This is a genomic window from Flavobacterium sp. NG2 (assembly GCF_034119845.1).
Taxonomy (GTDB): domain Bacteria; phylum Bacteroidota; class Bacteroidia; order Flavobacteriales; family Flavobacteriaceae; genus Flavobacterium.
In genome coordinates, this window is the sequence record NZ_CP139420.1 from 1,453,421 (window position 1) to 1,475,157 (window position 21,737).

The 21,737-nt window shown below is 33.8% G+C and carries 13 protein-coding genes; 6 read left to right on the forward strand and 7 right to left on the reverse strand.

All coding sequences use genetic code 11. The annotated features are described in order from the left end of the window. Positions 1-52: 52 nt before the first annotated feature. The 6 genes from SLW70_RS06220 to SLW70_RS06245 all read left to right on the forward strand — a co-directional run bounded on the left by SLW70_RS06220 (position 53) and on the right by SLW70_RS06245 (position 12,187). Complete coding sequence (locus tag SLW70_RS06220; protein ID WP_320891201.1) at positions 53-2,776, forward strand: substrate-binding domain-containing protein; 2,724 nt, start codon at positions 53-55, stop codon at positions 2,774-2,776. A 483-nt stretch (positions 2,777-3,259) separates the two neighbouring features. After that, positions 3,260-4,579, forward strand: coding sequence for a sugar porter family MFS transporter (locus tag SLW70_RS06225; RefSeq protein WP_320891203.1), 1,320 nt, complete (start codon positions 3,260-3,262; stop codon positions 4,577-4,579). Between the two features lie 4 nt (positions 4,580-4,583). Next, positions 4,584-6,182 (forward strand): glycoside hydrolase family 32 protein, encoded by a 1,599-nt coding sequence (locus SLW70_RS06230; protein ID WP_320891204.1) that lies wholly within the window; start codon positions 4,584-4,586, stop codon positions 6,180-6,182. Positions 6,183-6,194: 12 nt separating this feature from the next. Further along, a complete protein-coding gene (locus tag SLW70_RS06235; protein WP_320891206.1) occupies positions 6,195-9,344 on the forward strand; it encodes a TonB-dependent receptor in 3,150 nt (1,049 codons plus the stop codon). A gap of 9 nt (positions 9,345-9,353) precedes the next feature. Continuing rightward, positions 9,354-11,102, forward strand: coding sequence for a RagB/SusD family nutrient uptake outer membrane protein (locus SLW70_RS06240; protein WP_320891207.1), 1,749 nt, complete (start codon positions 9,354-9,356; stop codon positions 11,100-11,102). A 182-nt stretch (positions 11,103-11,284) separates the two neighbouring features. Continuing rightward, positions 11,285-12,187: a carbohydrate kinase gene (locus tag SLW70_RS06245; protein ID WP_320891209.1), complete on the forward strand. Its 903-nt coding sequence runs from the start codon at positions 11,285-11,287 to the stop codon at positions 12,185-12,187. Between the two features lie 108 nt (positions 12,188-12,295). On the opposite strand, the gene SLW70_RS06250 is transcribed toward SLW70_RS06245, so the two are convergent. The 7 genes from SLW70_RS06250 to SLW70_RS06280 form a co-directional block, all read right to left on the reverse strand. Then, positions 12,296-13,216 (reverse strand): polysaccharide lyase family 7 protein, encoded by a 921-nt coding sequence (locus SLW70_RS06250; protein WP_320891210.1) that lies wholly within the window; start codon positions 13,214-13,216, stop codon positions 12,296-12,298. An 8-nt stretch (positions 13,217-13,224) separates the two neighbouring features. After that, the gene (locus SLW70_RS06255; protein WP_320891211.1) at positions 13,225-14,184 is read right to left on the reverse strand and encodes a PKD domain-containing protein; all 960 of its coding nucleotides are present in this window, start codon (positions 14,182-14,184) and stop codon (positions 13,225-13,227) included. A 20-nt stretch (positions 14,185-14,204) separates the two neighbouring features. Beyond that, the gene (locus SLW70_RS06260; protein WP_320891212.1) at positions 14,205-15,674 is read right to left on the reverse strand and encodes a RagB/SusD family nutrient uptake outer membrane protein; all 1,470 of its coding nucleotides are present in this window, start codon (positions 15,672-15,674) and stop codon (positions 14,205-14,207) included. A gap of 33 nt (positions 15,675-15,707) precedes the next feature. Continuing rightward, positions 15,708-18,821, reverse strand: a complete 3,114-nt coding sequence (locus SLW70_RS06265) for a TonB-dependent receptor (protein WP_320891213.1) — start codon at positions 18,819-18,821, stop codon at positions 15,708-15,710. Between the two features lie 47 nt (positions 18,822-18,868). Next, a complete protein-coding gene (locus SLW70_RS06270; RefSeq protein WP_320891214.1) occupies positions 18,869-19,000 on the reverse strand; it encodes a hypothetical protein in 132 nt (43 codons plus the stop codon). A gap of 529 nt (positions 19,001-19,529) precedes the next feature. Further along, the gene (gene rpe, locus SLW70_RS06275; RefSeq protein WP_320891215.1) at positions 19,530-20,192 is read right to left on the reverse strand and encodes a ribulose-phosphate 3-epimerase; all 663 of its coding nucleotides are present in this window, start codon (positions 20,190-20,192) and stop codon (positions 19,530-19,532) included. A 423-nt stretch (positions 20,193-20,615) separates the two neighbouring features. Then, complete coding sequence (locus tag SLW70_RS06280) at positions 20,616-21,479, reverse strand: RNA polymerase sigma factor RpoD/SigA (protein ID WP_007804760.1); 864 nt, start codon at positions 21,477-21,479, stop codon at positions 20,616-20,618. Between the last annotated feature and the right edge of the window lie 258 nt (positions 21,480-21,737).

Below are 21,737 nucleotides of genomic sequence, written 5' to 3' on the forward strand. Positions count from 1 at the left end.
TTTTTTAAATCGCTCGATTAATCCATTTTTTTACAACTAACCAAACTACTAGATGATAAGAAAATATTGGTATATAATACTGCTTTTTTTGGTGGCTTTTTTGTACTCCTGTAAATCTAACGATGAAGATAAAATTACTATAGGATTTTCTCAAAGTGTGGGGAATGATTTATGGCGTTTGTCAATGAATCATTCGATGCAAGTTGAAGCGGCACTTCATCCAAATGTGGATTTAACCATTTATAATGCGCATCAAGAAGCTAAGCAGCAGATTAAGGATATCCAGAAATTTATAGATAAAAAAGTTGATGTCATAATAGTTTCTCCATTTGAAGGAGACTCGATTGTTCCTGTTATTGAAAAAGCTACTAACCTAGGGATCCCCGTTATATTAATTGATAGAAAAGCAAACACCTCTAATTATACTACTTATTTAGGTGCTGATAATAGAGAGGTGGGACAGTTGGCTGGAAAACAAATTGTGTCTTTGTCAAAAGGTGTTGGAACTGTTGTAGAGATAAATGGTGATTATACCACTTCTCCTGGTATAGAAAGAAGTGAAGGTTTTAACAATTTTGTTCGTGACTATCCTGGAATCAAAGTGCATACTATTAGCTCAGATAATTATGGGTATCCAAAACCTGATTTTGAAAGGGTATTAGATACTTTGAAAAATATAGATTATGTATTTTGTTTTAATGACGTCATTGCATACAACGCATGGAAAATAGTCAATAAAAGAAAAGAACATAGAAATAAAATAAAATTTATTGGTGTCGATGGTTTAAATGGTCCTCTTGGAGGAATTCAATTGGTCAAAGACGGTATTTTGAATTCGACGATATTGTATCCTACTGGAGGAAGCGAAGCCATTAAGTTAGCACTGAAAATTATAAATAAGGAGATAGTTCCAAAAAATAATAAGTTGAATACGATATTGATTGATTCGCTGAACGCGGATATTATGAGCAATCAATTGGATAAGATTACGATTCAGCAATCCAGTATTGAACAACAACAATCCATTATTAAAAACCGAGAGCAAGAGTATGCTACTCAAAGTAATTTGGTTAAGATTTTAATCTTTTTAAGTGTACTTGCAATTTGCTTGGCGGCTTATAGTATTTATTCTAAAATAGCCATAAGCCGTAAAAAAAGAGAATTAGAAATTAACAATAGAAAAATAAAATACCAGCGCAATGAAATCAAGAAGTATTCTCAAGAGTTAAAAGAGAGTAATGAAGCTCGTTTAAGTTTTTTTATGGGGTTATCGCATGAATTTAAAACGCCGCTGACATTGATTTTAAGTTCTGTTGAGTCTTTAGCAAATGATTATAAGGATAAAGGAAAAGCGGTAAATAAGGAAATCAGTTTAATGTATCATAATTCTAAAAGGTTATTGCGACTCATTAATCAGTTATTAGACTATAGAAAGGCAGAAGAGAAAAAGTTTGAGTTAAAAGCATCTAAAACCAATATTTTAGATTTTTCTAATGCTATAGTTAAAGATTTTGAGAAGGAAATAATGAAAAAGAAAATTGACTTTTCATTAGAAACCAATAACCCAGAGCTTGAAGTGTACATTGACCGTAATTTGATGGATAAAGTATATTTCAATTTGCTATCAAATGCGTTAAAATTTACTCCTGAAAATGGGAAAATTTCGATAGCTATTAAAGAAGATACAGCCAAGAATGAAGTTAAATTGATTTTCAAAGATTCTGGAATTGGGATTCCGGAGCATGAATTAAAGAATGTTTTTAGAGCTTTCTTTCAAGGTTCTAATAATTATCGAAACAGTTCTGGAATTGGACTTCATTTATCCAAAAACTTTATTGATTTACATAAAGGAAGTATTGAAGTGCATTCTAAGCACGGAACGGAGTTTGTTATCAGCTTACCGTTAGGGAAAGAGCATCTGGAGGCTAAGAATGTAATTGATGTCGCTGCTTTTGAACATGTTAATGAAATGGATTATTTAGAAGCCGAAGTCTTTCAATTGAGTGAGCCAACTAACGCTGATGATAAATATTCCATTTTATATATCGAAGACAATATGGAATTACTTGATTTCATGAGTCAAAAGCTTTCAGTTGAATATATGGTTTATACCTCTGATGGCACTGACGCTATTGAAAAAGTAATTGACATTATTCCTGATATTGTAATTTGTGATTTGAATTTACCTGGGAAAAATGGTTTTGAAATTTGTCAATTAATAAAGAAAGATTTGAGGACTTCTCATATTCCTGTAATAATATTAACTGCAACAGATAATCAAGAAGCTTATTTAAGTGCGTTAGAAAGTGGTGCGGATATCTTCTTAACCAAGCCTTTTAGTTTGAAAGTATTAGTTCAGTCCATCAAGGGGTTGTTGTTTAATCGTGAAAAGTTGCGTTTTTATTATTCGAATAATATCGACAAAATTGTTAATAATGAAGAAAAGAACTTTGGTTCCTCTGAACAAGATTTTCTAAGAAAACTTAATGGATTGATAGAATCCAATCTTGATAACTCGGTTTATACCGTTGAGGATTTAGCCAATGATTTAAGCATTTCAAGGGTGCAACTGTATCGTAAAGTAAAAGCGATTTTAGGAATTAGCGTGAGTGATCACATCAATAATATTCGATTAGATAAGGCCAAAGACTTGATAGTAAGTTCTAATATGAATATTTCAGAGATTGCTTATGCTGTTGGGTATTCGTCTCCAAATTATTTCTCTACTATCTTCAAAAACAAATTTGGTGTCTCTCCTAAAGAATTTAAAAATTAAATAGCAGTTAGGGTGTAGTCTTAATTGTGCTTTTTTAAATAATCATTGAAAGCTTAGAAGTAAGTGTAGTTTACTTTATGTAGTAATTCCTTTTTATCATATAATAATACAAATGAAGCCATCTCTATAGGATGGTTTTTTTGTTTTTTATACTTTCATTTTAGGCTTAGAAATTGTTAATTTTTTCGATTCAATTTTTATTTTTTGCCAAAATAACTTCAAAATGCTCTAAGAAAAGTGCCGTTGATTTTTTAACTCCTGAAAACAGCCAATCTGAGTGTAACATGATTGTAATTCATGTAACATAAGTGTATCTACAACGAAATAGTGTAAGCTGTTAATTTTATAAATCTCCTTGGTTTTAAGGTGGTTGCGTGCCGTTTTATGTTTTTATTAACGTTATTGAAGTGATTTGTAACATCTGTAAAATAAGACGCCTTTTTTTACATATACCTTAGCAATTCAATAAAATAAAAACACATAATGAAAAAAATATTCGTTTGGGCATTGATAGCTTCATTAGCAGGATTCCTTTTTGGTTTCGATACAGTAGTGATTTCTGGTGCTGATAAAAAGCTGCAAGAAATATGGAATTCATCAGATGCATTTCATGGAACAGTGGTAATGGGAATGGCATTGTGGGGTACTGTAATAGGTGCCATATTTGGTGGGATTCCTACTAATGTATTAGGTAGAAAGAAAACCTTACTATGGATTGGTATTTTGTTTATGGTTTCTGCAATAGGTTCTGCCTTAGCAAATGATCCAATAGTGTTTGCGGTTTTTAGATTTATAGGAGGTCTTGGAGTAGGAGCTTCTACAATTGCGGCACCAAATTATATTTCTGAAATAGCACCTGCTAAAGACAGAGGGAAGTTGGTAGCTTTTTATCAATTCAATATTGTATTTGGAATTTTAGTTGCCTTTCTGTCGAACTATCTTTTAAAAGATGTTGGTGAAAATGCTTGGAGATGGATGATGGGTGTCGAAGCTTTTCCTTCTATTATATATGTGTTACTTGTTTTGTTTATTCCAAAAAGTCCAAGATGGTTATTATCCAAATTCAAAAATGAGGAAGCCAGAAAAGTTTTGGTGATGATGGGACAAGAAGCAGATTATGAGAAAATGAAAAAAGAAATTGAGGAAGATAATGACAATGCTGCACTTGCAAATGACAATATCTTTTTAAAGAAATACAGGACTCCATTGATATTGGCTTTTTTAATGGCGTTTTTCAACCAATTATCAGGTATTAATGCTTTTTTATATTATTCAAGTAGAATCTTTCAAGAAGCAGGTTTGGGTGAAAGTACCGCTTTGTTAAGCAGTATCGGAATTGGTGTGGTGAATCTAATTTTTACATTATTAGGGGTTTTCTTGATTGATAAATTGGGCCGTAAAGTTTTGATGTACATTGGTTCGGTTGGGTATATAATTTCACTTACACTAGTTGCTATGGCTTTCTTCTTTCATTGGGAAGGAATGGCAGTACCAATGTTTTTATTCCTCTTTATCGCTGCCCACGCTATTGGTCAAGGAGCTGTAATTTGGGTATTTATTTCAGAAATTTTCCCAAATCACCTAAGAGCATCTGGACAATCCTTCGGGAGTACCACACACTGGATTTTGGCTGCGATTATACCATCATTAATTCCGTATTTATTTTCGACCGTTGGAGCAGGAGTCGTGTTTTTGTTCTTTGCAGTGATGATGGTCTTTCAATTATTGTTTGTGGCATTTATGATGCCAGAAACAAAAGGAATTTCCCTAGAAGAATTAAGTAAAAAATTAACTAAAGAGTAAGCATATGAAAAATGTATTAAAAAAAGAGCCGCTCAGATTGCTGTTTTGCGTATTAACAGTCAGCCTTTTATTTGGTTGTAAAGATTCATCAATCCAAGATAAAGGAGACTATACGGAAGCAGAATTGTATCGACCTAATTTTCATTTTACTCCAGCAAAAGGGTGGATGAATGATCCTAATGGAATGTTTTATTACAATGGGTATTATCATTTGTTTTTTCAATATTATCCAGATGATAATGTTTGGGGGCCAATGCACTGGGGGCACGCCATTAGTACAGATATGATTAGTTGGACAGAAAAACCTATTGCTATTTATCCTGATGAGAAAGGCTATATTTTCTCAGGAAGTGCAGTTGTAGATATTAATAACACCTCAGGTTTTGGAAGTTTGAAAAACCCTCCAATTATTGCAATGTTTACCTATCACGATATGGATAAAGAAAAAGCAGGTGAAACAAAATATCAATCACAAGCCATTGCATACTCATTAGATGAAGGAATGACTTGGACCAAATATGAAGCTAATCCAGTTATTGAAAATCCAAATATCAAAGATTTTAGAGATCCAAAAATGACTTGGGATGCCATTCATAAACAATGGTTGATGGTGTTAGCTGCAGGAGATAGAACCATGTTTTATACTTCAAAAAATCTAAAAGAATGGACGCTTCAGTCTGATTTCGGGTCTGATATTGGTGCTCATGGTGGCGTTTGGGAATGTCCAGATTTTTTTCCACTAGCAGTTGAAGGTACCGATGAGTATAAATGGGTACTTCTTTTAAGTATCAATCCTGGAGGACCTAATGGAGGATCCGCTACTCAATATTTCGTTGGAGATTTTGACGGAAAGAAATTTAAACTAGACGAATCTTTTACTGAAGATATTAAAGGGGATAAAGGAGTTTGGATTGACTACGGAAGAGATAATTATGCTGGTGTAACCTTTTCAAATATATCTGAGGTTGATGGAAGAAAATTATTTATCGGTTGGATGTCAAACTGGAATTATGCTCAAAAAGTCCCTACAGAAACTTGGAGAAGTAGTATGACTATAGCAAGAGAATTAGTACTGGTAAAAGATAAAGGACATTATAGTGTGAGTTCAAGACCGGTAAAAGAACTGCAAAATTATGTTGCTAAAACCATTAAAAAAGAAGCTCTAAAAATTGATAAAGAGACTATAATCATCGATAAATCCTTAGTGAATTTGGCAAGTATGGATGTTCGATTTACGTTGAAAAATTTAAAGGATGATACGTATACTTTCTCACTTTCAAATGATTCGAAGAATACTATAAAGTTTGGGATTAATAAAAAGGATAAATACTTTTTTATTGATAGAACTAAGTCAGGAAACCTTGCTTTTTCTGATTTGTTTGCCAATGTAATTTCAAAAGCTCCAATTACTGAAGATTTTAATTCAATTGATGTACGTGTTATAGTAGATAAAACTTCAATAGAAATATTTTACAATAATGGAAAAACAGTAATGACGGAAACATTTTTTCCTGAAAAACCAATGGAAACATTTTCGGTTTCAACAGCCAAAACTGAATTTGTTGTTGATAAATTAATTATAAACCAATTAAATTTTAACTAAACTATCTCGATTATGAAAAACAAAATTATTCTTTACTTAATCTTAATGGGATCCTTTTTCTCATTAACAGCACAAAATATCACTGTAAAGGGGGTTGTGAAATCCTCTAGTGATGGCATGACTTTACCTAGTGCCTCTGTAATGGTGGTAGGTACAAATATTGGAACTACAACTGATATGGATGGACAATACGTAATAGGCAAAGTAGATAAAAATGCTAGTTTGCAATTTAGCTATACTGGATTCGAAACACAAATCGTTAAAATTAATGGACAAACGACTATTAATATTGTATTGAAAGAAACCTCAATGATGTTAGAAGATGTGGTTGTAACGGGATATTCTAGAGAGAAAAAAGCCGATTTGACAGGTGCGATTACTGTTGTCGAAATGAAACCAATTGAAGGACAAAGTATGAGTTCTGGTAACGCAATGCAGGCCCTACAAGGAAGGGTTGCAGGTTTAGCAGTTGAAAAATCTGGAGATCCAAGTGGTGGAAGCAGCAAAATTTTAATTAGAGGGGTAAGTACCTTAGGAAATACAGACCCTTTGTATGTAATTGATGGGGTGCCTACGGTAAGACCAGAAGTTTTTGCAAGTATTAACCCTAGTGTAATTGAATCAGTTCAAGTTTTAAAAGATGCTTCTGCTTCTTCTATATATGGTTCTAGAGCAGCAAATGGAGTTATTATTGTAACGACTAAAAACAAAGGAAAAGGCGATGTTACTTCGGTTTCATTTAGTACAAACGTTTCAGTTCTTTCTGAGAAAAAACAACGTTACAAAATGCTAAATGCTCTTGATAGAGGTAAGGTATTATGGCAAGCCTCTGTAAATGACGGAGCAGATCCAGCAGGTGGATATGGAGAAATCTATAATTTTGATTGGAATAACGATTTCAGTAATCCAGTCTTAAATAGTGTGTCGGTTAAACCTTTTGTAGGAGGTGATACAAACGTACCTGTAGGTGATACAGATTGGCAAGATGCAGTTTATCAAACAGGATTATTAGTAAATAATGATTTGTCAATTTCAGGTGGTTCTGATAAAGCCAATGCGGTTTTAAACCTTGGTTATTTGGATAATAGTGGGATGTTGAAATTCACTAATTACGAAAGATACACTGCCAGATTGAATGCGAATTTTAAGTTATTTAATGACAAAGTAAAATTTGGAATTAACTCTCAATTTACACAATCTGATGAAAGAAGTGCTTCAACTGACGTTGGTAGTGCTCCAACGCCAGGTTTAGCTATTTCATTGGCACCAACAATTCCGGTTTATACAAGTACAGGACAATATGCAGGACCTATTGGTTCTGGATATTCTGATAGAAATAACCCTTTGTTAATGCAAGATATTAATCAGTGGGATAATACTAGAAAGATGGCATTATACGGTAATATTTTTACTGAATTTGATATCCTTACAGGATTGACTTTTAGAAACAGTATAGGTATGGATTACAATGACCTTAAGCGTAAAGACATTGAACGAAGAGTAAACAATGGTTTTATTACTAGAAATGTAAATAGCTTAGCATTAGATACTAATAAATATTCAAGTTTAACGATTTCGAATACATTGAATTATGATTTAAAACTTTCTGATCATAAGTTTGGAGTTATGGTAGGAACAGAATCTGTTAAAATAGATTTTCACTCTTTATTTGCACGTGCTGAAGGATTTGCAGTTGAAACGGAATCATATTTTACATTGGCTGCAGCCACTGGAGCTAGAACCAATAATGGAATAACAACTGGTAGTAGATTAGTATCACAGTTTGGTAAATTTAATTATGCTTTTTCTGATCGTTATTTAGCATCTTTTACCATTCGTAGAGATGGTTCTTCAAGATTTGGTAGTGATAATAGATTTGGTATTTTTCCATCAGTATCTGGAGGGTGGAGAATTAATAATGAAGAGTTTTTTAAAGACATTACGGCAGTTTCAAATCTTAAATTACGTGCTGGTTATGGTGAAGTAGGAAATCAAAATATTGGAGACAATGCTCGTTTTGGTTTGTTCGAGACGAGATATGGTCCTAATCAAAATGTTTATGCTCCAGATTTTTTCAATATTTACTATAATGTAGGTACTGCATACGATTTGAATGGTACTAATACAGGAAATTTACCTTCTGGTTTTGTATCTACACAAGGTGTAAATCCAGGTCTTAAGTGGGAAACCACTAAGGAATACAATGTTGGTTTAGATTTTGGTTTCTTTGGAAATAAATTATCTGGATCTTTTGATTACTTCTCTAGAAAAACTGACGGTATCTTAATTGTACCACCTGTAGCATCTGCTGTTGGTGAAGGTCAACAACGTTCTGTAAACGGTGCTTCGACTGCAAACAGAGGATGGGAACTTAGTGTAGGTTATGGAGAAACTTTGGATAACGGCTTGACTTTTAATGTAACGACTAACTTTGGTGCAACCAAAAATAAAATTACAGAATTACCAGAAGAGGTAAGAGCTGCTTATCCAGGAACAGCTGCTAATTCAATCGTAGGACATTCTCAATTTGAAATTTTTGGATATAAAACAGCTGGATTGTTTCAAAATCAAAAAGAAATTGATGATCATGCAACACAAGTAGCTGCTAGATTAGGTGGTATCAAATATGTTGATCTTGATGGGAATGGTGTCATTAACTCTGACGATAGAACTTTTATCGGAAGTACATTGCCAAAACTAGAATACGGTATTAATATTAGTTTGGCGTATAAAGATTTTGATTTTTCTGTTTTTGGTTCTGGTGTAACAGGACGTATCGGACAAGATCCTTATATCTATTGGAACAACTTTGTTCAAGGTAGAGAAAATGCAGGTCCTGGGACTTTAAATGCATGGACACCAACAAATACGAATACAGATGTACCAGCACTTTCATTGGCTAACAATGACAACCAAGTGTCTGATTATTTTTTCAGAAACAACTCTTATTTCAAAGTTAGAAACATGCAATTGGGATATACACTTTCTGAAAAATTAGTAGAAAAAACAGGGTTCATCACAAACTGTAGAATCTATGCACAAGGTGAAAACTTATTTTGGTTTACACCAAATGGATATATAGGACAAGACCCTGAGAGAACTGACGTGAATAGAATTCCAGTTCCAACTACATTTTCATTAGGTCTAAACATTAATTTTTAAGCAATTATCATGAAGAAATATAATAAAATAGTTTTAAGCTGCTTGTCAATTTTATTCTTGGCAGCATGTAGCTCCGATTTTTTAGATTATGAACCAACAGGAGTCTTGACTTCTGAAAGTGTTGCAACAGCTGAAAATGCTGAAGCACTTGTAACTGCTGCCTATGCAGCAATTGGGAATGACGAAATGGTTGGACCAATTACCAACCAATGGGTTTACGGAAGTGTGCGTTCTGATGACGCTTACAAAGGCGGTGGAGGACGTGGCGATGTTGATGTAATTGATCGTTACGAACAATACAATACTACTATTGCTGATTTTGGCGATTGGATGTTGCCAAGAACTTGGACGAATCACTATAAAGCGATTTCAAGAGCTAACTTTGCCTTGTCAGTTGTGAACGGATTGTCTGAAGCTGAATTTCCAAAGAAGAAAACAAGACAAGCAGAATTGCGTTTTTTAAGAGCACATTCTCATTTTATGTTGAAATTACTATTTAATAAAGTTCCTTTCATTACTGAGGATTTAACGAAAGAGCAAATTTTAAAAACATCTAATGATTTGACAAGTGATCAATTGTGGGATAAAATAGCTGAGGATTTTCTTTTTGCGTTCAATAATTTAGAGCAAGCACAAGAGCAAGTAGGTAGAGCTGATAAAAATGCAGCAGCGGCTTATTTAGCAAAATTAAGATTATATCAAGCGTACCAACAAGATGATAGACATCAAGTGACAAGTATAAACTCAGCAAGATTACTAGAGGTGATTACTTATGCTGATGCTGTTACAGGTGACTTAGAAACAGATTTTGGTAAAAACTTCTTAGATGGAAATGATAATGGACAAGAGTCTATCTGGGCAGTGCAGTTTTCTATCAATGATGGAACGAATGTAGGAAGAGTAAGTTATGTAACGGGATTAAACTCTCCTCACGGAACACCTCTATATGGATGTTGTGGTTTTCACTTAGCAAGCCAAAATATGGTGAATGCCTTTAAAACAGATGCTGCTGGATTGCCAATGTTTGATACTTTTAATAATTCTGATATCTATAATAGTGTGGATAGTAATGGTAATGCTCCACTTGCTTCGGGTGTAACTCTTGATCCAAGAATTGACCATACTGTAGGGATTCCAGGAAGACCTTTTAAGTATAAAAACACATTGAAAGACGCTGGAGATATGATTTATAAATTTAGTTGGGCTAGAGATCCAGGTGTTTACGGGTATTTTGGAAACATGAAAGAGCAACAATCACCAGATTGCGCTTGTTATGTGAAAAACGGACCATTTATTGGAACTTCAAAAAATGTTGATTTTATTAGATATGCTGACGTATTGTTATTCAAAGCAGAAGCCTTAATCCAGTTAAATCGTCAAGAAGAAGCAAGACCTATTATCAATCGTATTAGAGCAAGAGCAGCGGCTAGTGCTGCTATGCCATTAGCAGCTGGAGCATCTAATGTTTATAAAATTTCTACATACGATGTTGCTTTTCCATCAAAAGAATATGCGATGAAAGCCTTGATGTTTGAAAGAAGATTAGAGTTTGGTATGGAAGGACCTCGATTTTTTGACCTTGTAAGATGGGGTATTGCTGAGCCAGTATTAAATGCTTATCTTACTAAAGAGAAAACAAAAAGAGATTTCCTTTCTAATGCTAAGTTTACAGCAGGTAGAGATGAATACTATCCAATACCTCAAAGAGAAATTAATTTTACAGCTGGATTATACAAACAAAATCCAGGTTATTTATGATTCAATTTGGTTATTGATGTTTGATTGAAGTTTGATTGATGTTAAGGGCAAGTTTAGGCTTGCCTTTAACTTTTTATAAAAACCAATTAAAACAGAAATTAAATGAGATCATTATTGATTAAGTAATTGATTGTAATTTGAATTGTTTATAGAACATTTATAATGTTCTTAATTTTAAGATTATGAAAAATAAAAAGGAATTAAAAGCGGTTTGTTTTGGAGAGGTTTTATGGGATGTTTTTCCCACTCACAAAAAGATAGGAGGAGCGCCTTTAAATGTCGCTTTGCGTATGAATTCGTTAGGGATTGCAACGACTATGATAAGTCGTGTTGGTACGGATAGCAATGGAGATGCTATCATCAGTTTTTTGAAAGAAAATGACATTAATATTGACGAAGTGCAAACTGCTGAAGAGTATAAAACGGGCGTTGTTAATGTGATGATTAATGAAAAGGGAAATGCCTCTTATGATATTGCTTATCCTTCTGCTTGGGACAAAATTGAGTTGAATAAAACAATTAAAGAAAAAGTTTCAAAATCAGATGTTTTTGTTTTCGGAAGTTTGGCTTGTAGGGATGAGGTTTCTAGATCTTCTTTGTATTCCTTATTAGATTTGGCAAAATTCAAAGTACTGGATGCTAATTTAAGAGCTCCCTATTATACAGTAGAAGTGCTATTCGAATTGATGCAAAAAGCTAATTTTATTAAATTAAATGATGAAGAATTAAAAGAAATCAGCAAAAAATTAGGCTCACCCTATAATTCTTTTGAACAGAACATAAAGTTTATTGCCGAAAAAACAGGCTCGAAACAAGTCTGTGTTACAAAGGGAGAATTTGGAGCAGTATTATATTGTAATGAAAAGTTCTATTATAATAGTGGTTATTTTATTAAAGTGGTAGATACTGTTGGGGCAGGTGATTCTTTTTTAGCTTCTTTGATCTTGCGTTTGCTTAGAGGGAAATCACCACAAAAAGCATTGAATTATGCTTGTGCTGTTGGTGCTTTAGTTGCTGGACAAGAGGGAGCTAATCCTAAAATCAGTGATGCTGAAATTAAAAATTTCATGATGACTAAAAAATAATGTCATTTAATTAAAAAAGAATAAGGCTGTCCAAACGGACAGCCTTATTCTTTTTATTATAATTCCTGCTTTAAATAAGGACCTATAAAAACTATATAAAATGTGGTATTAATGGCTAACGTCTAATTCATAATATTTGACTTTAGCATAAGCGCCTTCATCTCTTGATTGAAAATAGTTTCCAGCTTTAAAATAATTTTCGAATATACCCCATTTTCTGATGTGGATACTGTCGTATACTTTATATTCGCTCTCATTTAAAATGACTACCATTTCGCCATCAGATACTTTTACTTCTAAAGTGAACTTTCCGAAACCAACTTCTTGTTCAAAATTAAAGCCATGGTCATCATCCCAAGCGTCTTCATGTAAAAGCTCGTTTCCAGTTGCATCTAGGTTTTTTAAGATTTTGGTTTTAACTCTTATCTTTCCGTCTTGCCAATAGATTTTTAAAATTGGTGGCGCATTATTGTCCTTCTGACCTATTAAGTCACGTTGCTCATCAGTCAATATACCATGTATTTGCATGATGATTACTCGGTGGTATTTTCCGTTTGAATCTTTTGATACCTCACCCATGGCAAGTTTACCTTTCATTTTGGCTCCTTGAGCAAAAGTCCAGTTGACCTTGTTGCTGCCTGGAACCATCTGTTCTCTTAATTCACATCGGGTGTATTTAGTATTGGCTGTTTTAGCAGCACTAGGGAAAGAGTAAAAAACTAAAGCACCACTTGTAGAGTCATTGTACATATAAGGCAAGAGTCTTTCGTCTGTTGCGTAATTCAAGATTTCGGGTGGCTGTATGTTCATAGCACTCCCTTTCTTATTTAATTCAGGTGTGGTTACACTCCAGTGACTTAAATCAATATTTGGTAGTTTATATCTTTTTTTCTTCTTCTTTTTTCTAGCTTTCTTTTCAATTTTTGAACCTGAATCTGTAGCGCTACTTGCCTTATCTTGGCAAGTAGCATTAACAGAAATAAATGCGATTAATAGAATTGAAAATAAGCTTTTTAGCTTTTTTTTCATCTTATTAATTAATTTGCGGGATATACTTTCACATTGTCAACATAAGCATCAACATCAGTTACACCATATATCAAAATAGATACTTCACCAGTAGCATTAGATGTAAATACTTTTGTAACCTTAGTGAAGCTAGTTTTACCTAAAACTTGATCTCCAATATGTCTAACTAATGGGCCTGCATTTGAACTTACGATTGCATCAGCTCCATCAGAAAAGTGTCCATTTAAAATCTCTCCAATAATTCGGTTTCCACCTGGAGCAACTCCTGATTGTTCTGATTCCGTTTTAATGGCGTATTCAAATTCTAAAATATACTGTGTATTAGGAGTAACCACTATTGCTTGATAAGCATATCTAGTAGAACTACTTAAATAAGGGCCAGCAGAAGTAGATTGCGTCCATTTTGCTCCAGCGGTTTTAGAACCATTATCTGATCCGTCATAATTTAACCATGATCCATCACTACTAGTGTTGTAAGGACTTGTCGTTCCACCAGAGAAACTGCTAAATTTCCAATTATTTTGTCCGTCTGAAAAATCTCCGTTTAAAATCTCCGGAATTATTGCAGGTGGAATTGCTGGCTTAACAACTGTAATGATTAATGAAAAGGTGCTTGTTTTTCCTAATTTGTCTGAGGCTGTTAAGGTTACAGTGAAGTCTCCTTCTCCTGGAAAAGTAGCGGTACCATCCTTGGTATTAGCTGTTGTTCCGTTTCCATAATTCCAAACATAATCAGTTGCGCTTGAAGAGGTGTTCGAAAAGGTATAGGTTAAATAATCAGAGGTAACGGTTGCTACAAAGCTAGCTACAGGAGGTTTTATATCAGCTTTTGAGTTCGCCTCTGGCAAATCAAATGCCAAAGCATCAATAGTAGGATCGCAAGACGTGATTAAAAAACAAGCTATAAGTACTAGCGCACAGCTACTTATTTTTTCTATTCGTTTTTTTATTATACTAATTTTCTTCATAATAATATTTTTTATTTATCTTAATTATAGCCTGGATTTTGTTTCATTGCTCCTTTGCTTAAATTGATTTCGTTTTGCGGAATTGGTAATAATAAATCTGTTGATTCAAATTTGAAATCATTAGCTAATGCAAAAGCTCTAAGTATAGTTTCTGCTTCACCAAAACGAACTAAATCAAAAAATCGTTGATTTTCAAAGGCAAATTCAACACGTCTTTCTAATAGTAAATCTTGTTTTTTGATGATACTAGGTGTCGTTAAATCTGCTCTATCTCGTACTTCTTTAAATGAAGCTACCGCTGTTGAAGCTGAAGTTTCGCTTGCACCTGCCATAATGGCTTCTACATGCATTAAAAGCACATCAGCATAACGTATAACAATCCAATCGTTTCCTGCTAATCGTGGTAGTCCGCTAAAGGTTTTTCCGTCACTTCCTCCTGTTTCTCCATTTGGGAAGTATTTTGCTACTTGGTATCTAATCGTACCAGTTGAAATTGGATCCGCTCTATATGAATCCGCTTTTCTGCTTCCTCCATTGGCATCAATCGCTGCAACAACATCGGTAGTAGCATAATTCACACCACTTGTTCTCCCTACAGCATTCATCCATTCAGATGAAAATAATTGACTATTGTTTTGTACTCCATTTTCGTAACCTATAGCAAAAATAATTTCAGAGTTTAATTCGCTATAAAATACATCGTGGAAATTATCTTTTAAAGAATACTTTTTACTATTAATTATACTTTCACATAATAGTTGTGCTTTGGTATACGACTCTGGAGTTTTGATGGTCAAATATACTTTGGCTAATAAAGCTTGAGCTGCTGCTTTTGAAGCTCTTGTTTTGTAAGTTGGAAATCCAGTAACTTCAGGGTCTAATCCAGAAATAGCAGTATTTAAATCAGATACTATAAAGTCGTAAATGGCACCGGTACCTACTCTTGTATATTGAATGTCGGTTTCAGCAGGAGAGATAACACGATTGATTAAAGGTAAGTCTCCAAAAAGTCGAACTAGATTAAAATAGGCGTATGCTCTTAAAAACTTAGCTTCTGCTTCAAGTGAGGCTGCTTTTTTAGCATCAGTCACAATACCTAAATTTTCTAATATGACATTGGCTCTGTAAATTACTTGAAAATAACTAGAATAGTAATTCAATACAAAACTGTTAGTAGGAAGTATGTTGAAACTTTCCAATTGACCAGCATCAGAAGCATCTTCAGAATCAGGACTTTTTGTACTAGTATTGTCACTACGCATTTCAGTTACATAAAACTCATATTGGATACCGTGATTGTTGTCTTTGTCATAATCGTTAATTCCTTTGACAGCTGCATAGGCTCCAATTAATCCAGTTTCTAATTCTGCTGCATTGTTGTAATAATTACCAGAAGTTATACTAGAACTTGGAACGGGCTCTAGGAAATCGCTACAAGAAACAAATACACTTACTGTTAAAATCACAGAGAGATATTTTATATATTTCATAATATTATTTATTTTATTCGTTAAAAAAAATCATTAAAAGTCTAAATTCAAACCTAAAGATACCGTGCTGTAAATAGGTGATCCACCTCTTTGATATCCATATTGAGTTGGACTTGTTTTGTCTAAGGCCTCAGGATTCCATCCTGTGTAATTTGATGCAGTTTTGTAAATTAAATTTTGTCCTGTTGCATAAATCTTTAAACCAGAAACACCAATTTTGTTTAACAAGTCTTTTGGGAAATTATAACCGATGCTAACATTTCTTAACGCTATATAAGATGCGTCTTGAATGATGCTACTTGTGAAAAATTTATCTACTAAAAACTCTGTATTTGTTGCAGAATCTAAGTAGGTTCTGTTGTTATTGTTACTAAATAAATAATGGTCTGCAATGTTTCTAACTTCAGCTCCATGCGAACCTTGGAACATAAAAGATACATCTACGTCTCCAATGCTAAATTCGTTTGTAATACTCCAAATTAATTCAGGGTAAGGGTTTCCTAAAACAGTTTTGTCTTCGTCGTCTAAAACTCCATCTCCATTTAAATCTTTAACATAAACTAAACCTGCTTGAGCACCTACATGTCTCCAAGGTCTGTCTCTATCATCAAATGATAATTCTTTGTCTACAACATATCCATAATACAAAGAGATAGGCTGTCCTTCTAAGTTAATCCATTCAGCAGGTCTGCTAGGATCTAAACTGGTAATTTGACCATTAGAATCTGCAAAATCAATCAAAGTATTTTTATTAGTAGTACCTATGAATGTGGTGCTCCATTTGAAATTTTTTGAACTGATGTTTCTTGTTTTTAATTCAAATTCCCAACCGCTATTTTTAACTTTACCTAAATTTACTAAAGCGTTTGAAAAACCTGTAGTAGCTGAAATAGGATTTGGAAGTAATAATTGGTCACTAGTTCTTTGGTACCAATCAATAGACCCTGTTATTTTGTTATTTAAAATTCCAAAATCCAAACCAGGGTTAAATTCGATTAATCGCTCCCATCTTAATTCTGGGTTAGCAATATTTGCTGGTGATAAACCTGCTTGAACACCACCGTCAACACTATAGCTAGAACCATCGGCTGTTAATAAAGCTAAATGTGGGTAGTAGTCAACTAGGATGTTACCAGTACTTAATGTTGATGTACTTCCTTGAGCATCTGGGTCAACTGAACCAGTGTTTAGACGGTCGTTACCAGTAACACCATAACTTGCTCTCAGTTTAAGATTTTTAACGAAATTACTTTCTAGTAAGAAATCTTCTTTACCAATATTCCAACCAATTGAGGCTGCTGGGAAATTACCATATTTGTATTTAGATCCAAAAATAGAACTTCCATCACGTCTCATACTAACTGATGCTAAGTACTTGTTGTTATAAGCATAGTTAACTCTTGATACATATGATATTCCTCGTTTTTGCCATTCAAAAGCATCTGCATCCGATATAGTGGTAGCATTTGTAATTTGTTGTACCACATCATTAGTGTATCCTGTTCCTGTAACTGTTGAAAAGAAATAATTTCTACTTTCAACAGAGGTACCTGCAGTTACACCTAAATCATGTTTTCCAAATGATTTATTGTAGTTGAAAAAGTTGTCAAAAATCATGTAGTTTTCTTTTTGAGCAATCTCAGTCATATAGGCATCTGTAGGGCTTTCTTTTCCTAGAGTACCTAAGTAATCTGTTCTTTTGGTATCGTCATAAGAACCTGCCAATGTAGATTTAAAAGTTAAATCTTTAGTAATGTTATATTGACCGTAAAAACTTCCATATAATTGGAATTTCTTATCTGTTCGATTACGTTCAGTTACTCTAGCGTAAGGGTTTTGGTTGTTACTATTACCTATATTGGTTAATCTATCGTTTATTTGACCATCGCCATCTAAATCGAACATTTCAAAATGAACCATTCTAGCATAGTCTCCAGGAACAAGTCCTGCATATACACCGTTAGGGTCAATAAAACGTAGTGTCTCTTCGGTATGATAAATAGGTAACCAAGGTTGGTGTCTCGCTACGTTATGTATGTTTTCAGAAAATCTTCTTCTATTAGTATAAGAAGGACTTAAATTGGCACCAATGCTAAACTTATCACTCAATTTACTGTCCATTTTTAATCTGGCACCGTATTTTTTATAGTTGTCTAATAACATCACACCTTCATCGTTAGTGTAGTTTAAACTAGTGGCAAACTTAGTTTTGTCATTACCACCTCTTAATGAAATAGCATGATTGGTGATAACACCTGTTTCAAAAAACACATCTTGCCAAGAACGATCTGTTCCTATTTGCAATTGCGCAACTGTATAGGGAGAAAGTGTTAAACCAGCATCTGTTTGCTGTTTTGCCCAATCAGCTGTTGTGTAACCATAGGCGTCACTTTTTCTAGGTGTTTTGATACCTGTGTAGGTGCTGTAGTTGATTTTTGTTTTTCCTGATACTCCAGATTTCATAGTAATCATGATAATACCATTAGATCCTTTAGAACCGTATATTGAAGATGATGCGGCATCTTTTAATATTTCAAATGATTCAACATTGTTCATGTTTAAGGAACCTAAGAAGCTTGAATCAACGATGATTCCATCTACCACAATTAACGGTGTTGAGTCACCAGCCATAGAACCTACCCCTCTAATGGTAATTGTTGGTGCTGCACCAGCTTCTCCATCTGTAGCTTGAATATTTACCCCAGAAACTTGACCAACTAATGCATCATCAATTCTAGATACTGCTATTTGGTCTAAATCATCATTTACAACTTTAGAGATCGAACCCGTCAAATGTGATTTTTTCTGAGTACCATATCCAATTACTACTACGTCATCCAATTGCGAAGCGATTTCCTTAAGTACTATATCGAGCTTTTTTTGTTTATCTATAATTTGTACCTGTGTAGTAAAACCAATATAGGAAAACTGAAGGACATCTCCGGCTTTTACTTCAATTGCATAATTACCATCAAAATCTGTAGAAACTCCTTTTTTGGATTTTAAAACATTTACGTTTACTCCTGGTATAGGAAGTTTGTCAGATGCTGATACTACTGTTCCTGTCAATTTATAGCTGTTTTGTGCAACAGCCACTATGTTAAATAGTAGAATGACCAGTAATGATAATTTAATTCTTAAATTCATAATGGATTAGTTTGGATTAATAATTTTGAATAAACCAATCTGGAATATTAGATTGGTTTACCAGTTTTAGATTTTGCAATATACGCATATTTTTGCGTTAATAAAAATTTTCTAGCCATTTTGATGAGTTTAACTTCGTTTTTGAGTTTAAAACGAGTCAAAATATGCTTAATTGTCAATTTTTAAAAACCGTATTTTTAATGCGTAAAAAGTGTAAGAATTGAAGAGAGGCTAAAACCCATTTTCAGTCTAATAATTTGTTTTGTTGAAAATGGTGGAGTTTACTAGAATAAAAGAAGTTAGCGGGATTTGTAAAATGAAAAATAACTTTTATATAGTCAATTTTAAAAAGTAAGAATCAATAGTTATTTTTTTGTATGAATAAACGACTATTTTAGGCTTGTTAGACAGAAAAAGTACGGGTGAAAATAAAATTGGTTTTTAAGGGCTTTTTTAGACTTAAAAACATCATATTTTGGCATTTTTTTTAATAAAAATCAATTTTTAAAGGTCGTAAATCTTGAAATAATGCTTGTAGGAGAATTATTTTGATTTAAAAGTGAATTTTTTCATAAAAAAATAAAAGCCCTATTAGGACAGAAAAAATCTGATTCTCTATTAGGAGTATAAGTTTGGTGAAAAAAAAAGCACCCTTAAAACAGCAATTACTGTTTTAAGGGTGCTAAATATGTAGTATGTGTTTTTTAGTTAGAAAGCAGTCAATTGCTTCAAATCAGCAACTGTTGCAATTGGATCAGCAGCACCAAAAACATAACTACCTGCTACTAGAACATCAGCTCCAGCTTCGGCAAGTTGTTTGGCGTTTTTATTGGTAACTCCACCGTCAATTTCAATGATAGTCGAAGCGCCTTTTTTGTTGATTAAGGCTTTTAACTTTCTTACTTTGTCATAAGTATTTTCGATAAACGATTGACCTCCAAAACCTGGATTCACACTCATGATACACACTAGGTCAATGTCATTAATAACATCTTCTAGTAAATCAACATTAGTATGTGGGTTTAAGGCAACCCCCGCTTTCATACCTTCAGCTTTGATAGCTTGTAGGGTTCTATGTAAGTGTGTGCACGCTTCAAGGTGAACAGTCAATACATCAGCTCCTAGTTTTTTGAAAGTAGAGATGTAACGGTCAGGGTCCACAATCATCAAGTGTACGTCGATAGTTTTAGTTGCATGTCTTTTAATTGCTTCTAAAACGGGCATTCCAAAAGAAATATTAGGCACAAAAACACCATCCATGATGTCAATATGAAACCAGTCCGCTTCACTTTTGTTAATCATTTCGATATCGCGTTGTAAGTTGGCAAAATCAGCAGCCAATACTGATGGCGCAATAAGTGTATTTTTCATTTTTTTTGTTTAGTGTGTTGTTGGCTGCAAAATTAGTTTATTTAAAACAAAACCGAAAATTTTTTATTTGGGTTTGTTTAATGGTCTATTGTAGATAGGCAATGCAGTGCCTATCTATTTTGAACATATTTTTTTAAACACATAGGGACATAGATTCTTGATTGTGAAAAGGCGCCTTGCTTAGGTTAGTTGACATAGCTGGTCATGTGAATAAACTAGATTACGTACTGGAACACAGATGTAACGGATTTACACAGATTTTTTAATCGTTTTACAACATAGAATCTGCCTAATCTGCGTGAAAACTATCAATAAAATCCAAATGCTGATTTTGGGATAAAATGATGCCGATTCTAAGTGCAAAAAAAAAACGCCAACCAAATAAATGGTCGGCGTTTCTATGGTATTTCCGCGATTTAGGGCTTAACCTAAATACGTTTTTAAGATTTTACTTCTAGAAGTGTGTTTTAATCTACGGATTGCTTTTTCTTTAATCTGACGTACACGCTCACGAGTTAGGTCAAAAGTTTCTCCAATTTCTTCTAGCGTCATTGGGTGTTGGTCACCAAGGCCAAAATACAAACGAACCACATCAGCCTCACGTGGAGTTAATGTTTCAAGAGAACGTTCAATTTCGGTACGTAATGATTCGTGGATTAACTCTCTATCAGGGTTTGGAGACTCACCAGAACGTAAAACGTCATAAAGGTTAGAATCTTCTCCTTCAACAAGAGGCGCATCCATTGATAAGTGACGACCAGAGTTTTTCATAGACTCCTTCACATCATTTACCGTCATGTCAAGTTCCTTAGCAATTTCCTCAGCAGATGGTGGACGCTCGTTAGATTGCTCTAATAAAGCATACATTTTGTTGATTTTATTGATAGAACCAATTTTGTTCAATGGCAAACGAACGATACGTGATTGTTCAGCCAAAGCTTGTAGGATCGATTGACGAATCCACCAAACAGCATACGAGATAAATTTAAAACCACGCGTTTCATCAAAACGTTGTGCCGCTTTAATCAAACCTAAGTTTCCTTCGTTAATCAAATCGGGAAGGGTTAATCCTTGGTTTTGGTATTGTTTAGCAACCGAAACCACGAAACGTAAATTCGCTTTAGTTAATTTCTCCAAAGCACGTTGGTCTCCGGCTTTAATTCTTTGAGCTAATTCTACTTCTTCGTCTGCAGTAATAAGATCAACTTTACCTATTTCTTGTAAATATTTGTCTAATGATGCGGTTTCACGATTAGTAACCTGTTTGGTAATTTTAAGTTGTCTCATGTGTTTATCTCCTCAAATTTAAATGTGTACATGTAGTTATACGTACAGAGTTCCGAAAAAGTTACAAAAAGGATAAAGAAATTTTATTTTATTTTCAAATAGAAGATAAATTAGGGCATTCCCCGCCAAGAAATCCCGAAGTTATGTCTATTTTTCTTTGTTCTATTCTCTTTTTTTAAAATCTTCCTAAAATTACAAATCTCCCTCCTTAGCCCTGACAGCAGCGGCATCCTTGTGGCGGCTGGCATTTATGCCGCC

Excerpts from the sequence above, each read along its gene's own strand:
- SLW70_RS06220 (WP_320891201.1), top strand. The coding sequence starts at position 53 with ATGATAAGAAAATATTGGTATATAATACTGCTTTTTTTGGTGGCTTTT.
- SLW70_RS06225 (WP_320891203.1), top strand. The coding sequence starts at position 3,260 with ATGAAAAAAATATTCGTTTGGGCATTGATAGCTTCATTAGCAGGATTC.
- SLW70_RS06230 (WP_320891204.1), top strand. The coding sequence starts at position 4,584 with ATGAAAAATGTATTAAAAAAAGAGCCGCTCAGATTGCTGTTTTGCGTA.
- SLW70_RS06235 (WP_320891206.1), top strand. The coding sequence starts at position 6,195 with ATGAAAAACAAAATTATTCTTTACTTAATCTTAATGGGATCCTTTTTC.
- SLW70_RS06240 (WP_320891207.1), top strand. The coding sequence starts at position 9,354 with ATGAAGAAATATAATAAAATAGTTTTAAGCTGCTTGTCAATTTTATTC.
- SLW70_RS06245 (WP_320891209.1), top strand. The coding sequence starts at position 11,285 with ATGAAAAATAAAAAGGAATTAAAAGCGGTTTGTTTTGGAGAGGTTTTA.
- SLW70_RS06250 (WP_320891210.1), bottom strand. The coding sequence starts at position 13,216 with ATGAAAAAAAAGCTAAAAAGCTTATTTTCAATTCTATTAATCGCATTT.
- SLW70_RS06255 (WP_320891211.1), bottom strand. The coding sequence starts at position 14,184 with ATGAAGAAAATTAGTATAATAAAAAAACGAATAGAAAAAATAAGTAGC.
- SLW70_RS06260 (WP_320891212.1), bottom strand. The coding sequence starts at position 15,674 with ATGAAATATATAAAATATCTCTCTGTGATTTTAACAGTAAGTGTATTT.
- SLW70_RS06265 (WP_320891213.1), bottom strand. The coding sequence starts at position 18,821 with ATGAATTTAAGAATTAAATTATCATTACTGGTCATTCTACTATTTAAC.
- rpe (WP_320891215.1), bottom strand. The coding sequence starts at position 20,192 with ATGAAAAATACACTTATTGCGCCATCAGTATTGGCTGCTGATTTTGCC.
- SLW70_RS06280 (WP_007804760.1), bottom strand. The coding sequence starts at position 21,479 with ATGAGACAACTTAAAATTACCAAACAGGTTACTAATCGTGAAACCGCA.